The sequence below is a fragment of the Collinsella sp. AM42-18AC genome (genome assembly GCF_003467965.1).
Lineage (GTDB): Bacteria > Actinomycetota > Coriobacteriia > Coriobacteriales > Coriobacteriaceae > Collinsella.
In genome coordinates this window covers 1-21,594 of sequence record NZ_QSFY01000013.1, presented here as the reverse complement: position 1 = coordinate 21,594, position 21,594 = coordinate 1, and the positions used below count along the sequence as shown (strand labels likewise).

Annotated in this window: 19 protein-coding genes, 1 other RNA gene and 2 pseudogenes; 4 read left to right on the top strand and 18 right to left on the bottom strand. The window is 61.1% G+C overall.

Annotated features, from left to right (window positions below; translation table 11 throughout):
- Positions 1 to 64: 64 nt before the first annotated feature.
- From DW913_RS08035 to glp, 12 genes are all read right to left on the bottom strand, one after another.
- Complete coding sequence (locus DW913_RS08035) at positions 65 to 1,204, bottom strand: aminotransferase class V-fold PLP-dependent enzyme (protein ID WP_117798174.1); 1,140 nt, start codon at positions 1,202 to 1,204, stop codon at positions 65 to 67.
- On the bottom strand, positions 1,201 to 1,452 hold the full coding sequence (locus tag DW913_RS08030) for a DUF3343 domain-containing protein (protein WP_117629429.1): 252 nt from the start codon (positions 1,450 to 1,452) through the stop codon (positions 1,201 to 1,203). The genes DW913_RS08035 and DW913_RS08030 overlap by 4 nt, the downstream gene beginning before the upstream one ends.
- Before the next feature lie 18 nt (positions 1,453 to 1,470).
- Complete coding sequence (yedF, locus tag DW913_RS08025) at positions 1,471 to 2,097, bottom strand: sulfurtransferase-like selenium metabolism protein YedF (RefSeq protein WP_117798173.1); 627 nt, start codon at positions 2,095 to 2,097, stop codon at positions 1,471 to 1,473.
- Positions 2,098 to 2,156: 59 nt separating this feature from the next.
- The gene (gene selD / locus DW913_RS08020) at positions 2,157 to 3,206 is read right to left on the bottom strand and encodes a selenide, water dikinase SelD (protein ID WP_117637559.1); all 1,050 of its coding nucleotides are present in this window, start codon (positions 3,204 to 3,206) and stop codon (positions 2,157 to 2,159) included.
- Positions 3,207 to 3,276: 70 nt separating this feature from the next.
- Positions 3,277 to 4,041, bottom strand: coding sequence for an acyl-CoA dehydratase activase (locus tag DW913_RS08015; RefSeq protein ID WP_117639211.1), 765 nt, complete (start codon positions 4,039 to 4,041; stop codon positions 3,277 to 3,279).
- Positions 4,042 to 4,195: 154 nt separating this feature from the next.
- Positions 4,196 to 5,359: a double-cubane-cluster-containing anaerobic reductase gene (locus DW913_RS08010; RefSeq protein ID WP_117798172.1), complete on the bottom strand. Its 1,164-nt coding sequence runs from the start codon at positions 5,357 to 5,359 to the stop codon at positions 4,196 to 4,198.
- A 150-nt stretch (positions 5,360 to 5,509) separates the two neighbouring features.
- On the bottom strand, positions 5,510 to 6,793 hold the full coding sequence (locus DW913_RS08005; protein ID WP_117798171.1) for a double-cubane-cluster-containing anaerobic reductase: 1,284 nt from the start codon (positions 6,791 to 6,793) through the stop codon (positions 5,510 to 5,512).
- A 431-nt stretch (positions 6,794 to 7,224) separates the two neighbouring features.
- The gene (locus DW913_RS08000; protein WP_117798170.1) at positions 7,225 to 8,295 is read right to left on the bottom strand and encodes a sulfate/molybdate ABC transporter ATP-binding protein; all 1,071 of its coding nucleotides are present in this window, start codon (positions 8,293 to 8,295) and stop codon (positions 7,225 to 7,227) included.
- Between the two features lie 3 nt (positions 8,296 to 8,298).
- Positions 8,299 to 9,741 (bottom strand): molybdate ABC transporter permease subunit, encoded by a 1,443-nt coding sequence (modB, locus tag DW913_RS07995; RefSeq protein WP_233542034.1) that lies wholly within the window; start codon positions 9,739 to 9,741, stop codon positions 8,299 to 8,301.
- A 68-nt stretch (positions 9,742 to 9,809) separates the two neighbouring features.
- Complete coding sequence (modA, locus tag DW913_RS07990; RefSeq protein WP_117798168.1) at positions 9,810 to 10,682, bottom strand: molybdate ABC transporter substrate-binding protein; 873 nt, start codon at positions 10,680 to 10,682, stop codon at positions 9,810 to 9,812.
- A 204-nt stretch (positions 10,683 to 10,886) separates the two neighbouring features.
- On the bottom strand, positions 10,887 to 11,366 hold the full coding sequence (locus tag DW913_RS07985; protein WP_117798167.1) for a molybdenum cofactor biosynthesis protein B: 480 nt from the start codon (positions 11,364 to 11,366) through the stop codon (positions 10,887 to 10,889).
- A 10-nt stretch (positions 11,367 to 11,376) separates the two neighbouring features.
- Positions 11,377 to 12,639 (bottom strand): gephyrin-like molybdotransferase Glp, encoded by a 1,263-nt coding sequence (gene glp / locus DW913_RS07980; protein WP_117798199.1) that lies wholly within the window; start codon positions 12,637 to 12,639, stop codon positions 11,377 to 11,379.
- A gap of 211 nt (positions 12,640 to 12,850) precedes the next feature.
- Between glp and DW913_RS07975 the strand changes: the two genes are divergently transcribed.
- Both DW913_RS07975 and DW913_RS07970 read left to right on the top strand, forming a co-directional pair.
- Positions 12,851 to 14,272 (top strand): chloride channel protein, encoded by a 1,422-nt coding sequence (locus DW913_RS07975; RefSeq protein ID WP_199411053.1) that lies wholly within the window; start codon positions 12,851 to 12,853, stop codon positions 14,270 to 14,272.
- A gap of 86 nt (positions 14,273 to 14,358) precedes the next feature.
- Entirely contained in the window at positions 14,359 to 15,321 is a 963-nt protein-coding gene (locus DW913_RS07970; protein WP_117798166.1) for a diacylglycerol kinase family protein, read from the top strand.
- Between the two features lie 75 nt (positions 15,322 to 15,396).
- Here DW913_RS07970 and DW913_RS07965 read toward each other — a convergent pair.
- The 3 genes and pseudogenes from DW913_RS07965 to DW913_RS07955 form a co-directional block, all read right to left on the bottom strand.
- Positions 15,397 to 15,717, bottom strand: a pseudogene (locus DW913_RS07965) (peptide chain release factor-like protein); the annotation flags it as partial.
- 155 nt (positions 15,718 to 15,872) lie between these two features.
- Positions 15,873 to 16,451, bottom strand: coding sequence for a xanthine phosphoribosyltransferase (locus DW913_RS07960; RefSeq protein WP_006234139.1), 579 nt, complete (start codon positions 16,449 to 16,451; stop codon positions 15,873 to 15,875).
- A gap of 157 nt (positions 16,452 to 16,608) precedes the next feature.
- Positions 16,609 to 17,913 (bottom strand): MFS transporter, encoded by a 1,305-nt coding sequence (locus DW913_RS07955; protein WP_117798164.1) that lies wholly within the window; start codon positions 17,911 to 17,913, stop codon positions 16,609 to 16,611.
- On the opposite strand from DW913_RS07955, the pseudogene DW913_RS10300 reads away from it, so the two are divergent.
- Positions 17,871 to 17,972: pseudogene (locus tag DW913_RS10300) on the top strand (hypothetical protein); the annotation flags it as partial. The gene DW913_RS07955 and the pseudogene DW913_RS10300 sit on opposite strands and share 43 nt — an antisense overlap.
- Before the next feature lie 82 nt (positions 17,973 to 18,054).
- Here DW913_RS10300 and DW913_RS07950 read toward each other — a convergent pair.
- Positions 18,055 to 19,338 carry an O-acetylhomoserine aminocarboxypropyltransferase/cysteine synthase family protein gene (locus DW913_RS07950; RefSeq protein ID WP_117798163.1) on the bottom strand — a complete coding sequence of 428 codons (1,284 nt, stop codon included), beginning with the start codon at positions 19,336 to 19,338 and terminating at the stop codon, positions 18,055 to 18,057.
- A 233-nt stretch (positions 19,339 to 19,571) separates the two neighbouring features.
- Here DW913_RS07950 and DW913_RS07945 point away from each other — a divergent pair, with 233 nt between their 5' ends.
- Positions 19,572 to 20,018, top strand: a complete 447-nt coding sequence (locus DW913_RS07945) for a C-GCAxxG-C-C family protein (RefSeq protein ID WP_117629413.1) — start codon at positions 19,572 to 19,574, stop codon at positions 20,016 to 20,018.
- 67 nt (positions 20,019 to 20,085) lie between these two features.
- Here DW913_RS07945 and DW913_RS07940 read toward each other — a convergent pair whose 3' ends face one another.
- Together DW913_RS07940 and rnpB are read right to left on the bottom strand one after the other, a co-directional pair.
- Entirely contained in the window at positions 20,086 to 20,724 is a 639-nt protein-coding gene (locus DW913_RS07940; RefSeq protein WP_195403962.1) for a YigZ family protein, read from the bottom strand.
- 213 nt (positions 20,725 to 20,937) lie between these two features.
- An RNA gene (gene rnpB / locus DW913_RS07935) (RNase P RNA component class A) lies at positions 20,938 to 21,299 on the bottom strand.
- Positions 21,300 to 21,594: the final 295 nt, after the last annotated feature.

Here is a 21,594-nt window from a genome sequence, read left to right as displayed (position 1 = left end):
GACCACCTTTCGGGTCGAAACAAAACGGGACGGGCAAAAGACCCGTCCCGCAAGTATATACGCTTTAGCAGGCTAAATCGTGCAGAGCGTCAATCGCGGTGTCGACTTCCTCGTCCGTGTTGAAATACCCAAACGAGAAGCGAACGACACCCTGGCGCTCGGTCCCCAGTGCGCGGTGCATGAGCGGAGCGCAGTGGGCGCCGGGGCGCGTCGCAATCCCCCACCCTTGCATGAGCGCGTCCGAGACCTCGGCCGAATCGATATCGCCCACGTTAAGCGAAACGATCGCCGAGCGCACGGGCTGGTCAAACGCACCGTAGAGCGCAATGCCGGGAATGTCGCGAACGCCGGCGAGGAAGCGCTCGGCAAGCGCACGTTCGCGTGCCGCAATCGCCTCTACCCCGCCCTGGGCCTCGATAACGTCGAGGCCGGCGGAAAGGCCGGCGATACCGTGACCGTTGAGCGTGCCCGCCTCAAGACGCGTGGGCCACTCTTGCGGCTGCAGCGCATCGAAGCTGCGCACGCCCGTGCCACCCATGGCCCAAGGAGCCACGTCAATGCCTTCCGCCACGGCTAGGCCACCGGTCCCCTGCGGGCCCATGAGCCCCTTGTGGCCGGTAAAGCACACCACGTCGAGCCCCATGACCTGCATATCGATATGCGCCGTGCCGGCAGACTGCGAGGCATCGACGATCACAAGCGCGCCGGCCGCATGGGCCATGGCAGCCACGCGTGCAATGTCGACCGCGTTGCCGGTCACATTGGAGGCGTGTGTCACCACCACGGCACGCGTGCCCGGCGTGACCAGCTGCTCGAGCTCGTCGTAGTCGAGCACGCCGTTCGCGTCGCAGCCCGCATGCTCAACAGTCACGCCCTGCTCTGCCGCCAGGCGGTTGAGCGGACGCAGCACGGAGTTGTGTTCGAGCACCGTCGTGACCACACGATCGCCGGGGCGCACCACGCCGTTGATGGCGGTGTTGAGCGCCGCCGTGGAGTTGGGCGTAAAACAAATATGGTCCACCCGCGGGCAGCCCAGCAAGCGCGCAAGCTTGGTGCGGCAGCTGTGGATGGTGCGCGCCGCATCGAGCGCACCCGACGTGGCGCCTCGCCCAGCATTGCCGAGCGAGCACATCGCCTGCACCACGGCATCGATGACCGCCTGAGGTCTGTGCATGGTCGTCGCCGCGTTATCCAGGTAGATCATCGCACGACCTCCCACATATCGATCACAGTAAAGCCCTCGGTGGGAACGTCCGCCGCGGCAAGCTCGCTTCGCAGCAGTGGTTCATTTTCAGGCAGGGCTTTCCATGCCAGGCCGCAGCCGGCAGCAACCTCTCCGGGTACGGGAATCGTTCGCCCGGGAAGGCCACGCTCACGGCACAGAGACTCGCAGCCCATGGCGGCCGCCGTGGTGGGAAACGTGATGACAAGCGCCGGGCGCTTTTCTCTCATGGCAATCCCACCCAGGCGCTACGGACGCACGACGCGGCCGGCCTGCTCCATCTTTTCGACGATCACGTACATGTTCGTGACATCGCCCACGGCAAGCTGGTCCTTAATGCCAAAGTGGTCGAGGCAGGTGCCGCAGGTAAGGATCTCGACACCCTGCTCGGCCAGGCCCTTGAGGTCGTCAAGCACCGGCGACCCCTCGACGGTGAGTTTGGCGCCGCCGTTGTAGAAGAGCATCGTGGCGGGCAGCTCCTCCTGCTGCGTCACGGCAAAGATAAAGGCCTTCATGAGCTTGTGGCCCAGCTCATCGTCGCCGCGACCCATGCAATCGGTGTAGACGGCCACGACCAGCTTGCCCTTGCCGGCGCTGGAGTCGCAGAAAGCGGCGCCGTCCTGCTCAGGATCGGCCACGGCAACGGCGCCGGCGGTCGCCACGATCACGTGCCACTCGGCATCGGCGGCCTTCTCGACCGAGGCCGTGCAGCCCTTTTCCTGTGCCATCTTGGAGATGTTCTTGACGGCCGTCTCGTTGTCGACCGAGGTCACGACAACACCCTCGCCATCAAGCTGCTTCAGAGCTTTGAGCGTCTTGACGACGGGCAGCGGGCAGGCATCGCCCATGGCATTGACTTCAATTTTGGTAGACATAGCAAATCCTTTCAAAAGGGACCGCCCAGAACAGTAGACGGTCGCATAAACGGTTTTCCTTAATGCACAACGTGAACGGCAGGACCACCCGGCACCGCCTCGCACACGCGGCCGATTGTGGCGGCAACGCGACCTTCGGCATGCAGGCGGCGGGCGAGCTCATCCACATCGGCAGCAGGCGCTGCGATGAGCAGGCCGCCCGAGGTCTGCGGATCGTACAGCGCATCCAGCATTCCCGGCTCCAGGTCATCGTCGGCCGCCACGCGCGGGCCAAAGAAATCCTGGTTGCGGTAGGCGCCGGCAGGGATAATGCCCAGACGCGCCATATTGAGCACCTGGTCAAAGAGCGGCACCGCCCCCGACGCGAGCTCAATCTGCACGCCCGAGCCCTCGGCCATCTCGCACGCATGCCCGATCAGGCCAAAGCCCGTGACATCGGTGCAGCCGTGAAGCTCGAGTCCCTCGGCCAGGCGAATCGGGGCCTCGTTGAGGGTGCGCATCGAGTCAAACATGGCTGCGGCCTCGTCCTGCTCGATGAGCACGCCCTTAATGGCCGTGGTGATAATGCCCGAGCCGATCGCCTTGGTCAGCAGTAGGACATCGCCCACGCGCGCACCGCTGTTGGCGAGCATGCGGTCGAGCGCGACAAAGCCACTCACGGACAGGCCGTACTTGGGCTCGTCGTCGTTGATGGTGTGGCCGCCCGCGATGGTGCAGCCAGCCTCGACGCACTTGTCGGCGCCACCCGCCAGAATCTCACCTGCGACCTCGACGCCCAGGCAACTGGGAATGCACAGCAGGTTCATGGCATGGCTCGGTCGTCCACCCATGGCATAAATGTCCGACAGCGAGTTGGCCGCCGCGATCTGACCAAACAGGAACGGGTCGTCGACCATCGGCGGGAAGAAGTCGACGGACTGCACGAGGCCCAGGTTTTCGCCAACACGAAAAACACTCGCATCGTCGGAGGTATCGAACCCCACGAGCAGGTTGTCGTTATGCACATTGGGTAAGTCGCCCAGGACCTGGGCGAGGGCTCCAGGAGCCAACTTAGCGGCTCAACCGCTCGCGGCAGTCATAGACGTGAGCTTAATCTGATCGTCAGCCATCGATACCTCCTCTCATCGGTCAATCATTTCCTCCCAGTATACGCATGAATGCAGGCCCACGGCCGATGCATTAATCGAGCGCCTGTGCGCGAATCGCCGCGCCGATGGCACCGGCAAAGCGAGCCTGGGGCGAGGTGGTCACCGGCGACCCCAGCAGCTCGCCCAACCGCTCCACCACGAAGGCGTTCTCGCACAGGCCACCGGTCAGGTAGTACGGGGCGCCCGCGGCCTGCCCGGCCATGGTCGCCACGCGCGAGACCACGCTGTCGATCACGCCACGTGCGATGTTCTCGCGCGGCTCACCGCGACCGATCAGGCTAATGACCTCACTTTCGGCAAACACCGTGCACATGCTGGAAATCTTGGTAGGCTCGCCGGAACGCGCCAGGTCGGCCATCTGCTGTTGAGAAATACCTAGGCGGTCGGCCATGATCTCCAAAAAGCGCCCCGTGCCGGCAGCGCACTTGTCGTTCATGGCAAACTTGGCCACGCGGCCATTTTTAAGCTGAATGACCTTGGTGTCCTGGCCGCCCACGTCAATCACCGTGCCGCGATCGCCAAACAGACGCACGGCACCGGCGCCGTGGCAGGTAATCTCGGTCACAACCTTGTGGGCGTATGGCACAGCCACGCGCCCGTAACCCGTGGCCACCACACGCGCAGAATCGGATGCAACGTCAAAGCCCGCCGCCGCGAGCGCCTCGCGCAACCTATCGGCGGCATCGACCGAGGAGAACCCGGTTGGCTGCACGCACGTCCACGCCACCGAACCCTCACCATCGACCACAGCAGCCTTAGCCGCCGTAGACCCGATATCGACCCCGATCCCTATCATGGCTCTCTCCTAATCCAAACATCAAAGACAGCGGCGCGTTCAGGCGCCTTAGCTCTAGGTTTCTCAGGTGCCGGAGGTTGCCCCGAAAGAGGAGCGCGGCGTACTTTGGTACGCAAGCGACGGTTTGAGGGGCAAGATCCGGTGCCTGAGGAAGCTAGAGGGTTTCGATGAAGGCGGCGATGCGGGTCTCGATCTGGCCCATGTCGCCGTTGCTGTAGTCGGTCTCGATCTTCATATACGGAATACCCGCACCCTCGACGGCCTCCTGCATGCGCGCACTCTCCACGTTAAAGGTGTGGCACGCCTGCAGCACGCTCTCCACTACGCCATCGACATGATACTTCTCGCACATGGCCAGCGTGTTTTCCATACGACCGTCGTTGGGCGTCATGACCGAGCAGTTGATATCCAGGTAGCGGTCGGCGATGGCGCGCAGGATATCGGGAGCATCGGGGTCGATCATCATGGCCGCCGTGCGCTCACCCGAGCAGTCGTCCATGCACACGACCACGCCGCCATTGGACTCGATAGTACGGCCTATCTTGTTGATCACGCCGCCCACCGGGCAGCCGGTGATCAGAATGCGCTTGGCATCCGCCGCAACCGGGCGCTTGCCCGCGTCGTAGGCCTCGCGCAGCTTGGCAACCTTTTGCTCCAGCTGATCCGTATAGGCCTCGATATCAAAGCTGAACGTACCGGCAAACATGGTGCTCATCAGGTCGACGCCGCTCATGGCCGCCGGCTGGTTAGCCTGCAGCGCAAACATCTCGAGCTGGGCCGCACGCAAACGGTTGCGACGACGGACGGCGGCGCGCAGGTCATCGTCGGTAATCGTGATGCCGTAGAAGCCCTCGAGTTCCTCCTTGAGCAGGCGGCACTCCTCGTACCAGCCCTCGCGCTCGTAGGCGCGGTCGCGACCCTGCGGAAGATGCAGAATGTGCGTGCGCTTAAGCTCGTTTAAGAGCTCGTACATCTTCTTCTTGCCGTCGCAGGTGGTCTCACCGATGATCATGTCGCTAAAGTACGTAAACGGGCACTTTTGCGAGTAGGCAAAGCCGTACGTCGATTTGATGAGCGGACACAGATTTGCCGGCAGCACCTTCTCGGCCTCGGGAATCACCTCGTCGGACGTACCGCACAGAGCCACGCTCGAGGCGCCCGCGGCATCGATAATCTCGAGCGGCGTATAGCTGCACAAAAAGCCGACCAGGCGATTACCCGCCTGCTTGTAATCCTTAACGCGAATAAACGCCGCCTTGCGTTGTTCGTTAAACTCCTCAAACGTGCTGGGCAACGGCTGCTCAATATTTTCCGACATATAACTCCTAAACCTTTTAACCAACCAAGGAAGCGGCTTTCCCAGGTGCCCGAGGTTGCCGTGAAAGAGACGCGCCGCGTACTTTCGCACGCAAGCGACGGTTTGAACGGCAAGATCGGGTGCCTGGGAAAGCCGCCGGGACGGATAGCCCTAAATGGTTTCCAAGAAGGCCTCGATCCTGGTTTGCAGTTGGCCTGCATCCTCACCGGCGTAGTCGGTCGTGATGTGCATAAACGGAATGCCGGCTTCCTCGGCGGCCTTCTCCACGGCAAACGACTCCATCTCATAGAGCGTGCAGAACTGCAGGGCCACGTCGACGATGCCGTCGGCATGCAGGTCCTTGGCCATCTGGACAATGTCCTTCATACGCTGGTCGTTGGGCGTAAAGACGGCGCAGTTGATCTTAAAGTAGCGCTCGGCGATGGCATCGAGCATCTCGTCCACCGTCTCACCGGACTCGTCGACCAGGTCCTTGTAGTAGCGCGAGCCCGTGCAGGACTCCTCGCCTACCACAACGCCGCCGGCTTTCTCGATGAGGTTGAACAGCTTCCAGTTGGGCACGGCCATGGGCGTGCCGGTGTACAGGATGCGCTTGGTCCCCTTGGGCGCCACGCCCTCGCCAGCCTCGACACGCTGCTCGCACTCAGCCGCCATATCGTTAATGGCTCCGGTCAGACGTGGCGTGTCGTCCATAAAGGCGGCCTGAACGGTCAGCAGGCTGTCAAGACCGCTGATGGGCGCAGGGTCGGCAGCGCGCGTGGCAGCGAGGCGCTGCAGGGCGCGACGCTTCTCATTGACGGCGTGGATGGCGGCCTTCAGACGCTCGGGCGTAATCTTGACGCCACACTCTTCCTCGATCTTGGCGGCGAGCTTCTTGACCTCGGCCTTCCAGGTCACGAGCGTCGACTCGTCGTGCACGTTGGGAATATCCATGACGTACATGTTCTTTTGCGTGGCAAAGAACTCGTAGGCTTTCTTCTTGCCATCGCAGGTGTTCTCGCCCACCACCAGGTCACTCGACTCGATGTAGGGGCAGACCTCGCCCAGCTTAAAGCCGGCAAAGCTCTTGATAAGCGGACAGGTGTTGCGCGGCAGGTGCTCCTCGACCTTGTCCGTTGCCCAATCGGCGCCCGAGCACAGGCCAACGGGAATGCCGTCACAGGCAAGCACGATCTCCTCGGGCACGTACACGCAGAACGAACCGACGATCTTGGTGGCCTCGCCGGCCTCCTTCTTGTCGAGCATCTCCTTAATACGGCCGCTGTGGATGTTGCTGGCCACAAAGTCCAGGTAGGACGTGGACTTGGGGCGATTGTTCTGCGTCAAGAACATATCGCCGTACATCTGGCCCACGGCGCCCAGCAGCATGTCGTGGTCGGCAAGATTCATGCCGAGGCTCTCCCACATCGGATGGAAATCAAATTCTTCAGCCATGACGGTTCCCCTCTCGAACCAAATATGAATAGCTACGGTATTGCTGCACGGTGGGTGGCGAAAACCCAGCCGCGCCTAAACCCGGAATTTTGGGGAACCTGCCTTGCGTTCGGTTATTTAGCTGTGTGTCGTCTCTCCCGGAGCCGTGAACATACCTGCTCATATGCGACTCCGAGCCATATACAGGGCGCGCGCGGCAACGCGGCGAATGTATGTCGTCTGCGGCATGTGCGCACCCTCCTTTACAAGTTAAGGTCAACTATATCAACGGTCATCGACCATGCGAACACCGTTGACATTCGTACGACAGCATCGTGTGCCGTCGTTTAATAAATAATTATCTTGATTGATAGGAGTTTGTCATCCCTCATTCGGTGAACGGCAAAAACAAAGCCGCCGAGGCTTATATCCCCCGACGGCATTACCCGGCGCTATCGACAAACCAAATGAATCCTGCTCGCATCAAAATGCATGCGCAAGGTCTCCCCCGCCTGTGGCAACTCCTCTACAGGTACGCCCACCTTGTTGACCTTCCACTGCAGGCGAGTCGGCGCATCGGTACGTGGCACATCCAACAGCACCAAGCGCTCAAAACGCGAATCGCTCACACGGGCCACGTGCAAATCGTAGCTGTTGCGGCCCCGTTCGGCACGGTTGTCAACATGGAAGTAACTTGCACGAATCCCCAGGTACGCCACATCATCGGGGACCTCGCGGCCCACGTTAAAGGTCATGCCCCAATCGAGGGCCTCAACTTCTTCGTAGCCGATCTTGCGCGCACGGCTCGTGTTCTTGCAGCCCGTCAAGCGCAGCGCGGCCAAGGTTTGCGGCCGGCGGACCACATCTTCGACGGAGCCGATCTCCTCCACATGCCCGTTATGCATCACGCAAATGCGCTGGCACAGGCGACACGCTTCGTCGATATCGTGGCTCACGTAGAGCACGGTGCGGTTGCACACGTCGAACAGGTCGAGCATGTTCTGCTCGAGCGCGCTCTTAAGGTAGGCATCGAGCGCGCTCATGGGCTCGTCGAACATAAAAATGCCCGGGTGTGCCGCCACCATGCGCGCAAGCGCCACGCGCTGCTGCTGACCACCCGAGAGGCGTGCGGGATAGCGGTCGGCAAAATCGGCCAGACCAAAAATGCCCAGATAGCGCTCGGCGAGCTTTTTGCGTGCAGCGACGTCACCCGCATCCTGTACGCCGGCGCACACGTTATCGGCCACCGTCATATTGGGAAACAACTGATAGTTTTGGAACAGCAGGGCGCACTTGCGCTCCTGGGGCGACAGGTTGATACCCGCCGCCGAGTCAAAGAAGGTCACGCCGTTGACGACGATCTCGCCCTCGTCGGGCGTCTCCACGCCGGCAATGCAACGCAAGGTGCAGCTCTTGCCACAACCCGAGGCGCCCAGCAGCGCCACGCGCTCTTCGCCGGCCTCAAGCTGCATGTCGAGAGTGAACCCCGGATAGCGCTTTTTGATAGCCAGAACAAGCGACATGGCTTATCGACCTCCCTTTGCGACCGTGTCATCGCGCATAAGCTCGGCCAGCGCCTCGCGATCGATACGCAGTGCATCGCCGCCGACTGGGTCGAGCGAATCGGTCTGGCCGCCCAGCTGCTTGGCCTGCTTGCGCTCTGCGCGGGACAGGCCGCGCTCACGGTACTTTTGCGAATGCGCCGTGTACATATTGATGAACAGAATGACCAGGAGGCTGAACACGATTACGACGATGACCCAAAAGAGCGCCACCGACGTGTTGCCGCCCATCCACTCAAAGTAGATGGCGATGGGGATGGTCTGGGTAATGCCAGCGTAGTTGCCCGCAAAGAACAGGGTGCAACCGAACTCGCCCATCGCGCGGGCAAAGGCGAGCACCGTGCCGGCGGCAATCGAGGGCCAGCCAAGCGGCATCATAAGCTTGGTAAAGATGCGACGCTCGGACCATCCCAGGGTTCGCGCGGCGTCGAGCATCTGCGTGTCGAGGCTCTCGAAGGCTCCGAGCGTCGTGCGGTAGACCAGCGGAAACGACACTACCACGGCAGATATCACCGCCGCGGGCCAGGTAAAGACGATCGAGATGCCGTGCGCGATGAGCCACTGGCCCACCCCGGTCGAGCGGCCAAACAGCATGAGAAGCAGAAAGCCGCAGACCGTGGGCGGCAGCACCATAGGAATCGTAAAGACCGAATCGAGCAGGCCCTTGATGCGGCTCGAGGTACCCATAGTCTTCCACGCGGCGAACAGGCCCAGCGCAAAGGAGATCAGCAGGGCAAGGCCGCTCGTTTTAATGGACACCCAAAACGGGCGATAGTCGATGTCGCCCAAAAAGGAGGCCAGAGAGGTCAAGGGCCCCCGCTCATCCCGCAACACGGCAGACGATGCCTCTACCATTTGAGCGCTATCAAGCCAACGCGCGCCGCCCTTGGCATCACCCGAGGCTGATGCAATCACCACATAGCGGTCCCCATCCGTACCACGCTCGTCAAAGCCATAGGTATACCCGCCGGTATCAAACGTTGTTTCCGCCGTGACATACCAAGGAAGATCCACGTCCCCTAGCTGCGCACCTCCCATGCAGTTTGAGCTGTCGAGCTCACAGACGAGGGCTTTGAGACCCGATACGCACTCGTTGTCCTGCGGATCCAATCCAAACTTCTCGACCGCCTTGGGCGATATCCACACCACAACGCGATCGGCAGCAGGCGCCGCTACAAGGTCCACGTCCTCGTCAACGGGAAACCGGTAGCCCTCAGGCTGGCCCTCCATGGCACGAGCGGTCCCCTTGGCCAACCGCTCAAAACCCTCGATCCCATAGGAAAGCCCATGAGCGGTCGCAGCAACCTGGGCCCCGTCCTCAGCGTCCCCAGCAAACGCAAATCCCGGCATCCAGCAAAGCGCGAAGGTCAAAGCACAGGCGACAAGCATGCGGAATCTATTAAGCACGAAAAGCTCCAAGCGAATACAAGGACGGAGTGAAACACAAAACGATGGAATTATCGCGCCAAGCCGCACTACGCGGAAAGCTCAAAGCCGTACTTAGCCCAAATCTTCTGAGCCTTCTTGTTGGACAGGCAAAAGTCGATGAACGCCTTAGCCTCGTCGGCATGTTCGGAGCTCTCGGCAACGGCGCCCGGATACACGATGGGCTTGTGCGAGTCCTCGGGACACACGAACGCCTCCTCGATGCCGTCGTAGCGGAAGATATCGGAGCTGTAGACAAAACCGGCCACGCAGTCGCCTGTGGACACATAGGCGGCAGCGGTACCAACTTTGTCGGCCAGTGCGACCTTGTCGGCGATCTCGGGAGCATACTTGCCGTCGTCGCCTTCGGTGCCGGTGTAGAGACCCACGGAAGCCAACGCCTGGTTGGCGTACTTGCCGGCGGGGACGGTCTTGGCGTCGCCGATGGCGATCTTGCCGTCCAGGTTCGCGACGTCGGCGATGGCCTCGATCTTGGTGTCGGAGCCCTCAGCGCGAATGATCACAAGATCGTTGACGAACATATCCTCACGCGTGTCGGCATCGACGAGCTCGACGGCCTCGGCGTCGTCCATGGTGCCCTTGGAAGCGGTGATGAGCACGTCGACCGTGGCACCGGCGCGCATCTGCTCAACGAGGTCGCCAGACGCCTTAAACTGCGTGTCGGCAAACGTGGTACCGGTCTGCTCGGTGTAAAGCTCCTGAACCTCGGGCAGAGCCTTCTCGAGCGAGTTGGCGGCAAAGACCTGCAGCTCGACAGCTTTCTTGGAAGATGCCTTAGCAGAACCGGCATCGGAGCCAGTCGGCTCAGACGTCTTGTTGCCAGAGCAGCCGGCAAGGCCAAGGCCGGCAGCGGCGACAGCAGAGAGCGAGACGAATCCGCGGCGAGAAACCATATCGAACATGTTCAACCCTTTCGGACCTTATGCCCGGGTACCCCACCGCGGGCTTTATTCTGTAATTAGATTATACTTCGGTGCGAATAATGATTATGAGAAATTATTCTCGTCTGAGAATATAGTTTCAAGCATGCCTACAGAATGCCGTCCCCTTGGGCGCAAATAAAAGGCGGAGCAGCCGTTCAGGTCGCTCCGCCGCAGGTAAACCGCTTAGTTGGTATGTCCGCCGCCCGCTGTCATCTGAGCCGCATGCTCCAGCTGGTCCGCTATGGCCTCCCAGCTTTCGCGAGCGGCCTTCGAAGAACCGGGAAAGTTTACGACAAGTGTATGACCTCGTTGCATGCAAATAGCGCGCGAGAGCATGGCGCGGCGCGTCTTGGTCATCGAGTACGCACGGATCGCCTCGGCAATACCCGGCACCTCGCGATCGCAGACGGCACGCGTCGCCTCGGGCGTCACATCGCGCATCGAAAGCCCCGTGCCGCCGCAGGTGAGCACGACATTGGCGTGGCACTCATCGGCGGCTTCCACAATGGCATCACCGATCTCGCTGACGTCGTCGCGCACGACCAGATGTGAGACGACCGTCCAGCCCTGCGCCTCGATAAGTTCCTCGAGTGCGGCTCCAGCCTCGTCCTGGGCAAGGTCCCGCGTATCCGAACACGTCACGATCGATATCTTCAGCTCCATAGCATTCCTCCTACAACACGGCGCCCTCAGGCAGGTCGACACGCACAACATCCACGATGTCTCCCGCCTTGAGCTCGCACGGACCTTCGTCAATACGCAGCAGGCAGTTGGCCCGCTGCATCGTGCCGAGCAACGCCGAATTCTGCGTCTTGGCCTCGGTCACCAACAGCTCACCGGTCTCGGGGTCGCGCAAAACCGTGGCGCGATCGAAGAAGCGGCGATGCTGTCGCTTTTTCACGCCGTGCGTGAGCATCGCCTGCTGCACGGGACGCGCCCCCTCGGCAAAACCGCGCATCTTGCGGATCGCCGGGCGGGCGAGCATCTCAAAGCCCACATACGCCGCCGCGGGATTGCCCGAAAGCCCCAGATACGGCTTGCCGCCGAGCAGCCCAAACGTGATGGCCTTGCCCGGACGCATCGAGATGCGGTCAAACAGCACCTCGCCCTCGCGCTGGACCAGCGCCGTCACGTAGTCGTAGTCGCCTGCCGAGGCGCCACCGCTCGTAATGACAAAATCGCACTCCTGCACGGCACGATGCACCAGCTCGGCAATCGCCCGCTCATCATCGGGCGCAATGCCGTAGAACACGGGCTCGGCGCCGGCATCGAGCGCCTCGGCCATCACCGCCGACGAGTTGGAGTCGCGAATCTGCCCGCGCGCCGGCAGCTCGTTCGGCGCGACCAGCTCCGTGCCCAGCGAGATGATGCCCACGCGCGGAGCGGCATGGACCTTCACGCTCGCGTAACCGGCGCTCGCCAGCAAGCCAGCGCCCGCCGGAGCCACGACCTCGCCGGCGTGCATCACAACATCGCCAGCATGGGCCTCCTCGGCGGCAGAGCGAACGTTCTCCCCCACCTTTGTCGGCGTCGAGAACCTCGCACGCGAGCCCTCGTTGCCATCGCCGTCGAGCACATCAACGATCTCGTATTTCACAACGGCATCGGCACCTTCGGGCACCGGCGCGCCCGTCATGATGCGGACCGTCTCGCCCGCGCCAATTGTGCCCTCAAACACATGGCCCGCGGCCTCGTGTCCGATAACGTCGAGCGTCACCGGCGCCTCACCAGATGCCTGCGCCAAATCCGCCGAGCGCACGGCATATCCGTCCATAGCGCTGTTGGCAAACGGCGAGATGTCGATATCGGCCACCGCGTCCTCTGCCAAGGGAAGACCGGCGGCCTGCCACACGGGAATCTCGACAACTCCGGTGCGATTCACGTGCGACAAGACGATCGCCTGTGCGTCCTCCAACGGAATGAGTTTCTCTGCCATATACACCTCTAGCATGCAACGGCGCACATCACGGGCGCCGATTCTTTATGTTTATCTCAGTATAATCCCGCGCCGCACGACGGCGACACGGCCCGTGCCCACGAATACACCTGTCGGTAACGGACGGCGAAACAGAACCAAAACCAACCAGCCGGTTTGTCACGTTTGGCACGTTCTATAATGCTCGTGTTGCAACCCAAAAGAGGAACGTATGGCTTTTACCGACAAACCCGAAAGCGCAAACGAGGCGCAGGATCATTCCCAGTCGCTCGACGACGGCGGCTTTTTCTCCCTTAATGACGTCATCATGGCAGGCAGGCAACAGCTCACCCGCTCCGAGCATCTCTTGGCTGCCGACACGCGCCGCAACGCCCGCAACCTACTCGCGAGCGCCAAGTTGCTCGCGCTCGTCGTCATCGTCTCGCTCGCCATGGGCGTTGCCGCTTGGGCGTTTTTGGCCTCGCTGAATATCGCGACCGACTATCGCGAGCACCACGCGTGGGTCTACGCATTGCTTCCCGTTGTGGGCATTGCCACCGCATGGGTGTACAAAAACCACGGCCTTGCCGCCAAACGAGGCAACAACCTGGTCATCGACTCCGCTCTGGGCACACGCCTCATCCATATGCGCATGGCCGTCCTCACCTTCGTCTGCTCCACGCTCACGCACCTAACGGGTGGATCGGCCGGTCGCGAGGGAGCCGCGGTGCAGATTGGCGGCACCATCGCCAGCAACATCTCGAGCCTCGCCCACCTCAAAAAGCATGACCACCACGACCTCATGCTCGCCGGCATCTCGTCGGCCTTTGGCGCCGTATTCGGTTCGCCCCTTGCTGGAGCTTTCTTTGGCATGGAGATGTGCTTTATCGGCAAGATCGACTACACCGCGGGCATCTACTGCCTGGTCGCCTCGTTTACCGGCTACTTTACGTCGCTTGCCTTGGGAACCGAGTACGAGGCGAATGTCATCGCCAGCGTTCCCAACATGACACCACGGACGGTTGTCATCGTTGTTATCAGCGCCATTATCTTCGGCCTGACGGCACGCCTCTTTGCCTGGTCGGTTCGAACCGTCAAAAGCCTGTACAGTCGCTTTATCACCAATTACCTCGTCCGCGCACTCATAGGCGCACTCGTGGTTTTGGCCGCCTATGCCCTCCTCGACGCCTGGAACTACGCCGGCCTTTCCACGTGGCTTTCCGGCGCCGGATTTGCAGGCAACACCACCCTGGCGGACGCAGCCATCAAGTTGGTCGTCACAGCGCTTACCCTGGGCGCGGGCTTCCAAGGCGGCGAGGTCACGCCCCTGTTTGGCATCGGTGCGGCACTCGGTGGCTGGATCGGTTGCCTTACCGGGCTTGACCCCAGTTTTCTGGCGGCCCTCGGCATGCTCGGCGTCTTCTGCGCCGGCCTCAACGTGCCCATCACCACCTGTATGATGGCCATCGATCTGTTCCACGGAACGGCCGCCGGGTTCTTTGTCATCGTGGCCTTTATCAGCTACCTAACCGGCGGACACCGCGGCGTGTACCCCGCCCAGCGCATCATCTCACCCAAGCGCCGTTCGCTTATTGTGGATGAGGGCGGTACGGTAGCGGACGCTATCGAGCGCCACAACGACCTGATAGAGTAGATGTAATAATCGCCGTGCAGCCACAATCGGGGGCAATTCGACCTGAGCGCGACCGCACTGTCATGTCACACGCCGGGAGTCGCCCCATGCACGCAACTGATTTTGGTCGCACGCTCATCATCGCCAACCCAGCCGCCCAGTCGGGTGCGGCGCGCGAAGTTGCCGAGCGCCTGCAGCGCTTTTTGGACATGACTGCACGCGCATCCCAGTTTGACCTGGTGTTGACCGAGCGTATGGGACACGCCAAGGAGCTGGCCGCGCAGGCTCAGGGCTATCGCACCGTTATCGCCCTTGGCGGCGACGGCGTGATTCACGAGGTCGTCAACGGGCTTATGACGCAAAAGGAGGACGCCCGCCCCGCTCTTGCCGTCCTGCCCGTGGGCTCCGGAAACGATTTTGCCCAGACGCTCGGCATCGACGATTTCTCCGGCAAGGATTTTGGCGCGCTGCTCACCTGCGAGCTGCAGCGTCAGGACATCGGGCGCATTCGCTCGCGGAGCCCTGCGAGCGGCAGCGGCGAGGCTACCGTTGAGTACTACGACCAGACGCTTTCGGTCGGCATCGATGCCGCTATTGGTCTGGGCACCACCGAGTTGCGCAAAAAGACCGGCTTGACGGGTGCTCCGCTCTACACCCTCTCGGGACTTGAGCAGTTTGGCCTGCGCTATCGCAACTACCCCATGACAGTCAGCTTTGACGGCACGCCCGCCGAGCGCGTGAGGGCGATCATCATGGCAATTCAGCTGGGCCCCACCTATGGCTCGGGCTATCGCATCTGTCCCGATGCCGATCCCTGCGACGGCATACTCGACGTCTGCTACGCCTGCGGCCCCGTCCCACGCGCGGTTGCCCTGCCAATGTTCCTTTCGGCCAAAGACGGCCACCATACCAAACTGCCGCCGATTCGCATGCGCCGCTGCCGCCATGCCGAGCTCACCTTTGAGGAGCCCGACTACCCCATCCAGGCCGACGGGGAGCCCGTTGTCGCCTCGCGCATCGAGGTCGACGTCCTCGGCGGCGCCCTCAACGTCTGGCGCCCCACCCACTAGCCACCCCTAAGTTGCGGTGAAATAGGGACTGTTTTGCGGCTTTAGCTGCATAAACAGTCCCTATTTCACCGCAACTTATGAAGAGATCATTCCTCCCCCACCCGGCTTGCGACGGCTGGCCTTTTTAATGGCGTTGAAGTGTTTGTCGTTGAGCCTGCGCTGGCGAGAGCGCTGAGGCACCTTGGTCTTTACGCGTCGGCGCGGTGGACGCCCGCGACGCTCAAGCTCAGCGCGCAGCTTACGCAGACAGCTCGCACGATTCTGAAACTGACTACGTCTCTCGCGCGCCGTCACGACAATCCCCGTGGGCCCATGTTTCATGCGCACAGCAGAGTCCGTCGTGTTGACGCCTTGTCCGCCCGGACCCGTCGCGCGAAACACCTGCACCTCGCAATCGCGCGCCAACTCCTCGGCCGACATCTCGGCATAGCGCGCATACTCGCGCCACCCCATCTTGTTCTCATCCATATCAACACCTCCCCTCATACAAAAAATGTGACAAAGGGACAGTCCCTTTGTCACATCGCATACCAATCGCTTGTGTTGCGCGCTTAGGCGAAGGTGATCTCGCCGGTCTCGCAGTCCATATCGGCGATACGGGCCAGGCTCTCAACGCGGAAGCCACGCTCGCGGAGCTTATCGCCACCGCCCTGGAAGCCCTTCTCCACGGCAATGCCGATGCCGGCAACCTCGGCACCCGCGGCCTCGCAGATCTTGATAAGACCCTCGAGCGCGCAGCCGTTAGCCAAGAAGTCGTCGATGATCAGGACCTTGTCGCCCTCGGACAGGAAACGCTTACCAACGATGACCGGGTACTCCTTTTGCTTGGTAAAGGAGTAGATGGTCGTGGCATACTGCTCGCCGTCGAGGTTGATGGACTGCGCCTTCTTGGCAAAGACCACCGGCACACCGCCAAAATGCTGAGCCGCGATGCAGGCCATGCCAATGCCCGAAGCCTCAATCGTCAGGATCTTGTTGATCTCGACGCCCTCGAACAGACGGGCCCACTCGGCGCCCATGTGGTCGAACAGCTCAACGTCGCACTGGTGGTTGAGGAAGGCATCAACCTTAAGGACGTTACCGGCCTTTACGATGCCGTCATGGCGAATACGATCCTCAAGCTCCTGCATGGCGCAACCCCTTCTCGCGGCAAGGATGCCGCGCGATTAATAAACGTTGTTCGATAGTCTACCACGGACCGACCCCCGACCGCCCCACAAGCCGCATCGCACCACAAACCAGTCTTTTTGGGACGGCGCGAATCGTGGCAGACAGCCTCTCAACACACTAATGGCGGGCGCGCATCCTCACCAAACGCACCATGGCGAGTGCAAAGCCCGCTGCCGCCACAGCCATGAGCACGTAGAATACCGAGCGAAAACCAAACAGGAACACATCCGGACGACCTGCAACAATACTGGTCACGGCCTCGCCCATCGCCACGCTCATCTGCCCATAGAGGATATGCGATGCCGCCGTAATGCCCACTGCCATACCCGCATAGCGCGCAAGGCTACCCAGGCTGCCCGCAAAGCCGAGCGCTTCGCGCGGAGCCGAGCCCATATACAGCGAGTTATTGGGACTTTGGAAAATCGACGTGCCACACGACATAAACGCGACGCAACACACGATCACAGGGATGGAAGAGTGCTCGTCGAGCGTGCTTACCGCAAATAGTCCGCACACGTACACGCCCAGGCCAACCGCCGTAGGGCCCTCGCAGCCAACACGGTCCGAAACCGTACCCGAAAGCGGGCCGATAAAGGCATTCACCATCGGCAGCGCCAAAAAGAGCAGTCCGGAAATATCGGAGCTAAAGCCATGGGCATCCTGGAAATAGAACGGCAGCACAAACTCAGATGCGCCAATACCAACGAACACGATGAGCATGCAGGCGAGGTTGATGGTGAAGGCCGAATTTGCAAAGCAGCGACGAGCGGCCTCGATCAGGGACATGGGGCGCTCACCAGCCTCCGGCTTAACATGCGGCAGCGTATAGAGCCCCACGATAAATGAGATGACGCCAATGGGCAGGTTGATGAGGAAGATACTCTCCCAGGGAAAGCTTGCCGCCAGCATGCCGCCCAGCACGGGGCCACACATCATGCCGAGGGCCACGAAGGTCGCGAGAATGCCCATGGCGCGGCCGCGCTCGCGCGCCGGAAAGGACTCGGTAATAATGCCCATGTTGTTGGCCATGGCCGCCGCGCAACCGACGCCCTGGACAATGCGAGCCAGAATAAGAACCTCGAGCGAGGCCGAAAGGCCGCACAGCAACGATCCGACCGTAAAGACGATTACACCCAGCTGGAATACGCCCACCTTGCCGCGCACGTCGCCCAAGCGGCCAAACGGCAGCATAGCCACGCATGTCGCAAGCAGGTACACCGAGCTCACCAACTGGATGTGGTCGAGGCCCACGCCCAGCTCCTTTTGCATCACGGGCAGCGCCACGGTCACGACGGTCGAATCCAGACATACCATAAACGTCATGATGAGCACGGTAAACAGAATCGCCCACTTGTTCTTGCCATGGGTGTCGCCCTCTAGGGCAATACGCTCGCGGCGCAGCTGCTCTGCGGTTTTCTCCATATCCATCCTTTCGAGTGGCGCAACGCAAAAACGGGGCCCCAATCGCCTGTAAACAGTAGCGATTGGGGTCCCGCCTACGGAATCGGAACGAAAGGTCGCCGAAGCTTTCTGCCAGCATCGGCGCCTTGTGCGAACGCTAGCCTAGCACTGCTCGAGCGCCTGCTCAAGGTCGGCAATCAGATCGGCCGTGTCCTCGAGGCCGCACGACAGGCGCACCATGTCGGCGGAGATACCGCAGGCGATGAGCTCCTCGTCGTTCATCTGGCGATGCGTAGCATTAGCAGGATGCAGGCAGCAAGTGCGGGCGTCGGCCACATGCGTGGCGATCTGGGCGAGCTTGAGGCTCTTCATAAAGGTCTCGGCTGCCGCGCGACCACCGTTAAAGCCAAAGCTCACAACGCCGCAGGTGCCGTTGGGCATGTACTTCTGAGCGATGTCATAGTACTTATCGCCCTCCAGGCCCGGATAGCTCACGAAGCGTACCTTGGGATGGCTCTGCAGGAACTTGGCAACGGCCAGGCCGTTCTCACAATGACGCGGCATGCGTACATGCAGGCTCTCGAGCGAGCTGTTCAGGAAGAAGGCCGCCTGCGGGTTCTGCATGGGGCCGAGGTCGCGCATAAGCTGCGCGGTGGCCTTGGTAATGAAGGCGCCCTCGCGACCGAACTTCTCGGCATACGTCACGCCGTGATAGCTCTCATCGGGCGTGGTGAGACCCGGGAACTTGTCCGCATGAGCCATCCAGTCAAACTGACCGTGGTCGACGATCACGCCGCCCAGGTAGGCGGCATGTCCATCCATGTACTTGGTGGTGGAGTGCGTGACGATGTCGGCGCCCCATTCAAAGGGACGGCACATCACGGGCGTCGGGAAGGTGTTGTCGACCATCAGCGGCACGCCGTGGTCATGCGCGGCCTTGGCAAAGCGCTCAATATCGAGCACGGCAAGGGCGGGGTTGGCGATCGTCTCGCCAAAGACGAGCTTGGTATTGGGCTCAAAGGCTGCCTCGAGCTCCTCGTCGGTGCAATCGGGGGCAACGAACGTGCAGGTCAGACCCATGCGCTCCATGGTATGGGCGAGCAGGTTATAGGTACCACCGTAGATGGCAGAGCTCGCGACCACGTGATCGCCGGCACCGGCCACGTTAAAGATCGCGAGGAAGTTCGCAGCCATGCCCGAGCTCGTGAGCATCGCAGCGGTACCGCCCTCCATCTCGCAGATCTTTGCGGCAACCAGATCGCACGTGGGGTTCTGCAGACGGCTGTAGAAGTAGCCCGACTCCTCCAGGTCGAACAGCTTGCCCATGTGCTCGGACGTGTCGTACTTCCACGTGGTTGACTGGTAGATAGGCACCTGACGCGGCTCTGCATCACCCGGGCGATAACCGCCCTGAACACACGTCGTACCGATGGTCTGCTCGCTCATATCCAACTCCCTTACTTGGGTTTTGTTTTATTCGATTCACGATACCGCTACCGCACACCCCTCTCAACCCATCCCGCCGATAGGTTATGGGACAAATTAATCAGGTTTATTTGTCCCAAATCTTAAGAAAGTGTTCGATGGCGAAAAACAATGAGATATGCACTGCGGTCTCGATAAGCGAATGCGCCAGCAAGGGTACCATAGGCGGGTACACCGCAATCAAGGAGACACCGATGAAGCAGATTGATACCACTCAGCTCAACACTGCCACCTGCCAGGCTCAGGCTGCCGAATACCACGCCCGCAGCTTTAACTGCGCGCAGGCCGTCGCCTGCACGCTCGCGCCCGCCGTCGGGCTCGACCCCCAGGTCGCCTTTACCCTCACCGAGGGCTTTGGCGCCGGCATGGGCGGCATGACCGAAACTTGCGGCGCCATCTCGGGCGCCGTGGCCATCATGGGCTTTGTAATGAGCGATGGCATGGAAAACCCCAAGACCAAGGGCCAGACCTACAAACTGTCGCGCGAGATCGCCAAACGTTTTGGCGAGAAGAACACGACGACCGTCTGCGGCACGCTCAAGGGCGTCGGATCGGATAAGGGTCCGCTCCGCAGCTGCCCCGGTTGCATCGACGATGCCGTCGAAATCGCCTGCGATGTACTAAAGCAGCTCGCCGAGTAAACGGCAGCGACATAAAACGACAGCCGGCGCGCTTGGGATTCATCCAAATGCACGCCGGCCGTCGTCGTTAGAACTCAGCAAACTCGGGAGCGCTGACCTCAATCTCCTCGCGCCCCGCCATAAGCTCGCGCATCTTAGCGCAAAACGGCTCTTGCTCCCCCGCTTTAAACACCAAGTGAAGTGTCACAGCATCCGCGTAATCGGTATCCGAAACCTTGGCACCCGAATCCTGCGCCAAGCGAAGCACCTGCTCATACTGTGGATAGGCCACATGCACATCAACCGGCACGACGCTCGTCATCTCGACGATCTGCCCGGCCTCCTGAGCCGCGGCCACCGCCGCCTGCGTCGCCGCGGTATAGGCGCGCACCAAACCACCAGGCCCCAACAGCGTGCCACCAAAATAGCGTGTCACTACGCAGCAAACATTTTTGAGCCCCGCACCGCGCAGCACCTCGAGCGTCGGCATACCACTCGTGCGGCTCGGTTCACCATCATCGCTCTGGCGCTCGCGTCCATCGACCAAAATCCACGCGGGAACATTGTGTCGAGCGTCATAATGACGCTTGCGAACCATCTCGATAAAGGCATTCGCCTCGTCCTCGGACTCAATATGGACCAGCTGGGCAATAAACCGGCTCTTGCGGTCCACAAACTCGCCCGAAACCTCAATATTCGATTGCAGAGTAAAATAGCTGTCCAACAAAGCCCCTCAACAAAATAAAGCGCAGCAACAAACAGCCTCAATAATACGATAACCCTAGTAAAAAGAATGGCAACGCCGATGATTCCGTCAACGAAAGCGAGAACCCGTCAGCGCGAGCAAGGTGCCTTGAAAGCCGAGGGCATTGACCTTATGGTCATGCCCGAAGGTTTGAAAGGCAGATTGCCGCGCTGACGGGTTCGCAGCGTCAACAAAGTGCCAAGTGGGCCGATAAGCCGGGTTCTGTCGTGAACGGTCATTTATCTTGTCTGCACGTTACCGTGCAGCTCCACGCACGCTACCCGAACGCGGACCGAGCCGGCCCATAGCGTTCCTATTCGCGCTTGCTCCGGATGGGGCTTGCCAAGCCGCCGTGTTGCCACGACGCTGGTGGTCTCTTACACCACCGTTTCAGCTTTTCCCTTTACGCCTTGCGACGCAGGTGGGAGTCTTCTTTTCTGCGGCGCTTTCCGTCGGATCACTCCGCCCGGCCGTTAGCCGGCATCCCGCCCTCTGGAGCCCGGACTTTCCTCACGCGTACCGCAAGCAGTACATCGCGCGACCGTCTGGCCCACTCAGCAGTGCAAGAGTGTAGCACACCGCCGCCACAGGCAACGGCACAACACAAGCGCTCGACACGATAAACCAAGAAGCGCCCATGCGCTACAATAATCCCGTCGATGGGCAACGTTGTCAGTCGAGACGCGACCGCGCTCCGCACCCCTCCGTCTACTCGGTGCGTTCCCGCCTCCTCCCCGAGGCGGGATGTCGGCTTTTTTCATGCACCGACAATTCAATAGCCTGTGGACAGCCCGGCAGCATTGCGCATCTCGGTGCCAAATCAAAACCACCCCTAAAAGGGGTGGTTTGCTC

Coding starts and splice junctions, on each gene's coding strand:
- DW913_RS07955 (WP_117798164.1), bottom strand. CDS start 17,913: ATGGAGAAAACCGCAGAGCAGCTGCGCCGCGAGCGTATTGCCCTAGAG.
- DW913_RS08015 (WP_117639211.1), bottom strand. CDS start 4,041: ATGATAGGGATCGGGGTCGATATCGGGTCTACGGCGGCTAAGGCTGCT.
- DW913_RS07975 (WP_199411053.1), top strand. CDS start 12,851: ATGGCTTTTACCGACAAACCCGAAAGCGCAAACGAGGCGCAGGATCAT.
- DW913_RS08005 (WP_117798171.1), bottom strand. CDS start 6,793: ATGGCTGAAGAATTTGATTTCCATCCGATGTGGGAGAGCCTCGGCATG.
- DW913_RS07945 (WP_117629413.1), top strand. CDS start 19,572: ATGAAGCAGATTGATACCACTCAGCTCAACACTGCCACCTGCCAGGCT.
- DW913_RS08000 (WP_117798170.1), bottom strand. CDS start 8,295: ATGTCGCTTGTTCTGGCTATCAAAAAGCGCTATCCGGGGTTCACTCTC.
- DW913_RS07960 (WP_006234139.1), bottom strand. CDS start 16,451: ATGCAGGAGCTTGAGGATCGTATTCGCCATGACGGCATCGTAAAGGCC.
- DW913_RS08030 (WP_117629429.1), bottom strand. CDS start 1,452: ATGAGAGAAAAGCGCCCGGCGCTTGTCATCACGTTTCCCACCACGGCG.
- glp (WP_117798199.1), bottom strand. CDS start 12,639: ATGGCAGAGAAACTCATTCCGTTGGAGGACGCACAGGCGATCGTCTTG.
- yedF (WP_117798173.1), bottom strand. CDS start 2,097: ATGTCTACCAAAATTGAAGTCAATGCCATGGGCGATGCCTGCCCGCTG.
- DW913_RS07950 (WP_117798163.1), bottom strand. CDS start 19,338: ATGAGCGAGCAGACCATCGGTACGACGTGTGTTCAGGGCGGTTATCGC.
- DW913_RS07970 (WP_117798166.1), top strand. CDS start 14,359: ATGCACGCAACTGATTTTGGTCGCACGCTCATCATCGCCAACCCAGCC.
- modA (WP_117798168.1), bottom strand. CDS start 10,682: ATGTTCGATATGGTTTCTCGCCGCGGATTCGTCTCGCTCTCTGCTGTC.
- DW913_RS07985 (WP_117798167.1), bottom strand. CDS start 11,366: ATGGAGCTGAAGATATCGATCGTGACGTGTTCGGATACGCGGGACCTT.
- DW913_RS08010 (WP_117798172.1), bottom strand. CDS start 5,359: ATGTCGGAAAATATTGAGCAGCCGTTGCCCAGCACGTTTGAGGAGTTT.
- DW913_RS08035 (WP_117798174.1), bottom strand. CDS start 1,204: ATGATCTACCTGGATAACGCGGCGACGACCATGCACAGACCTCAGGCG.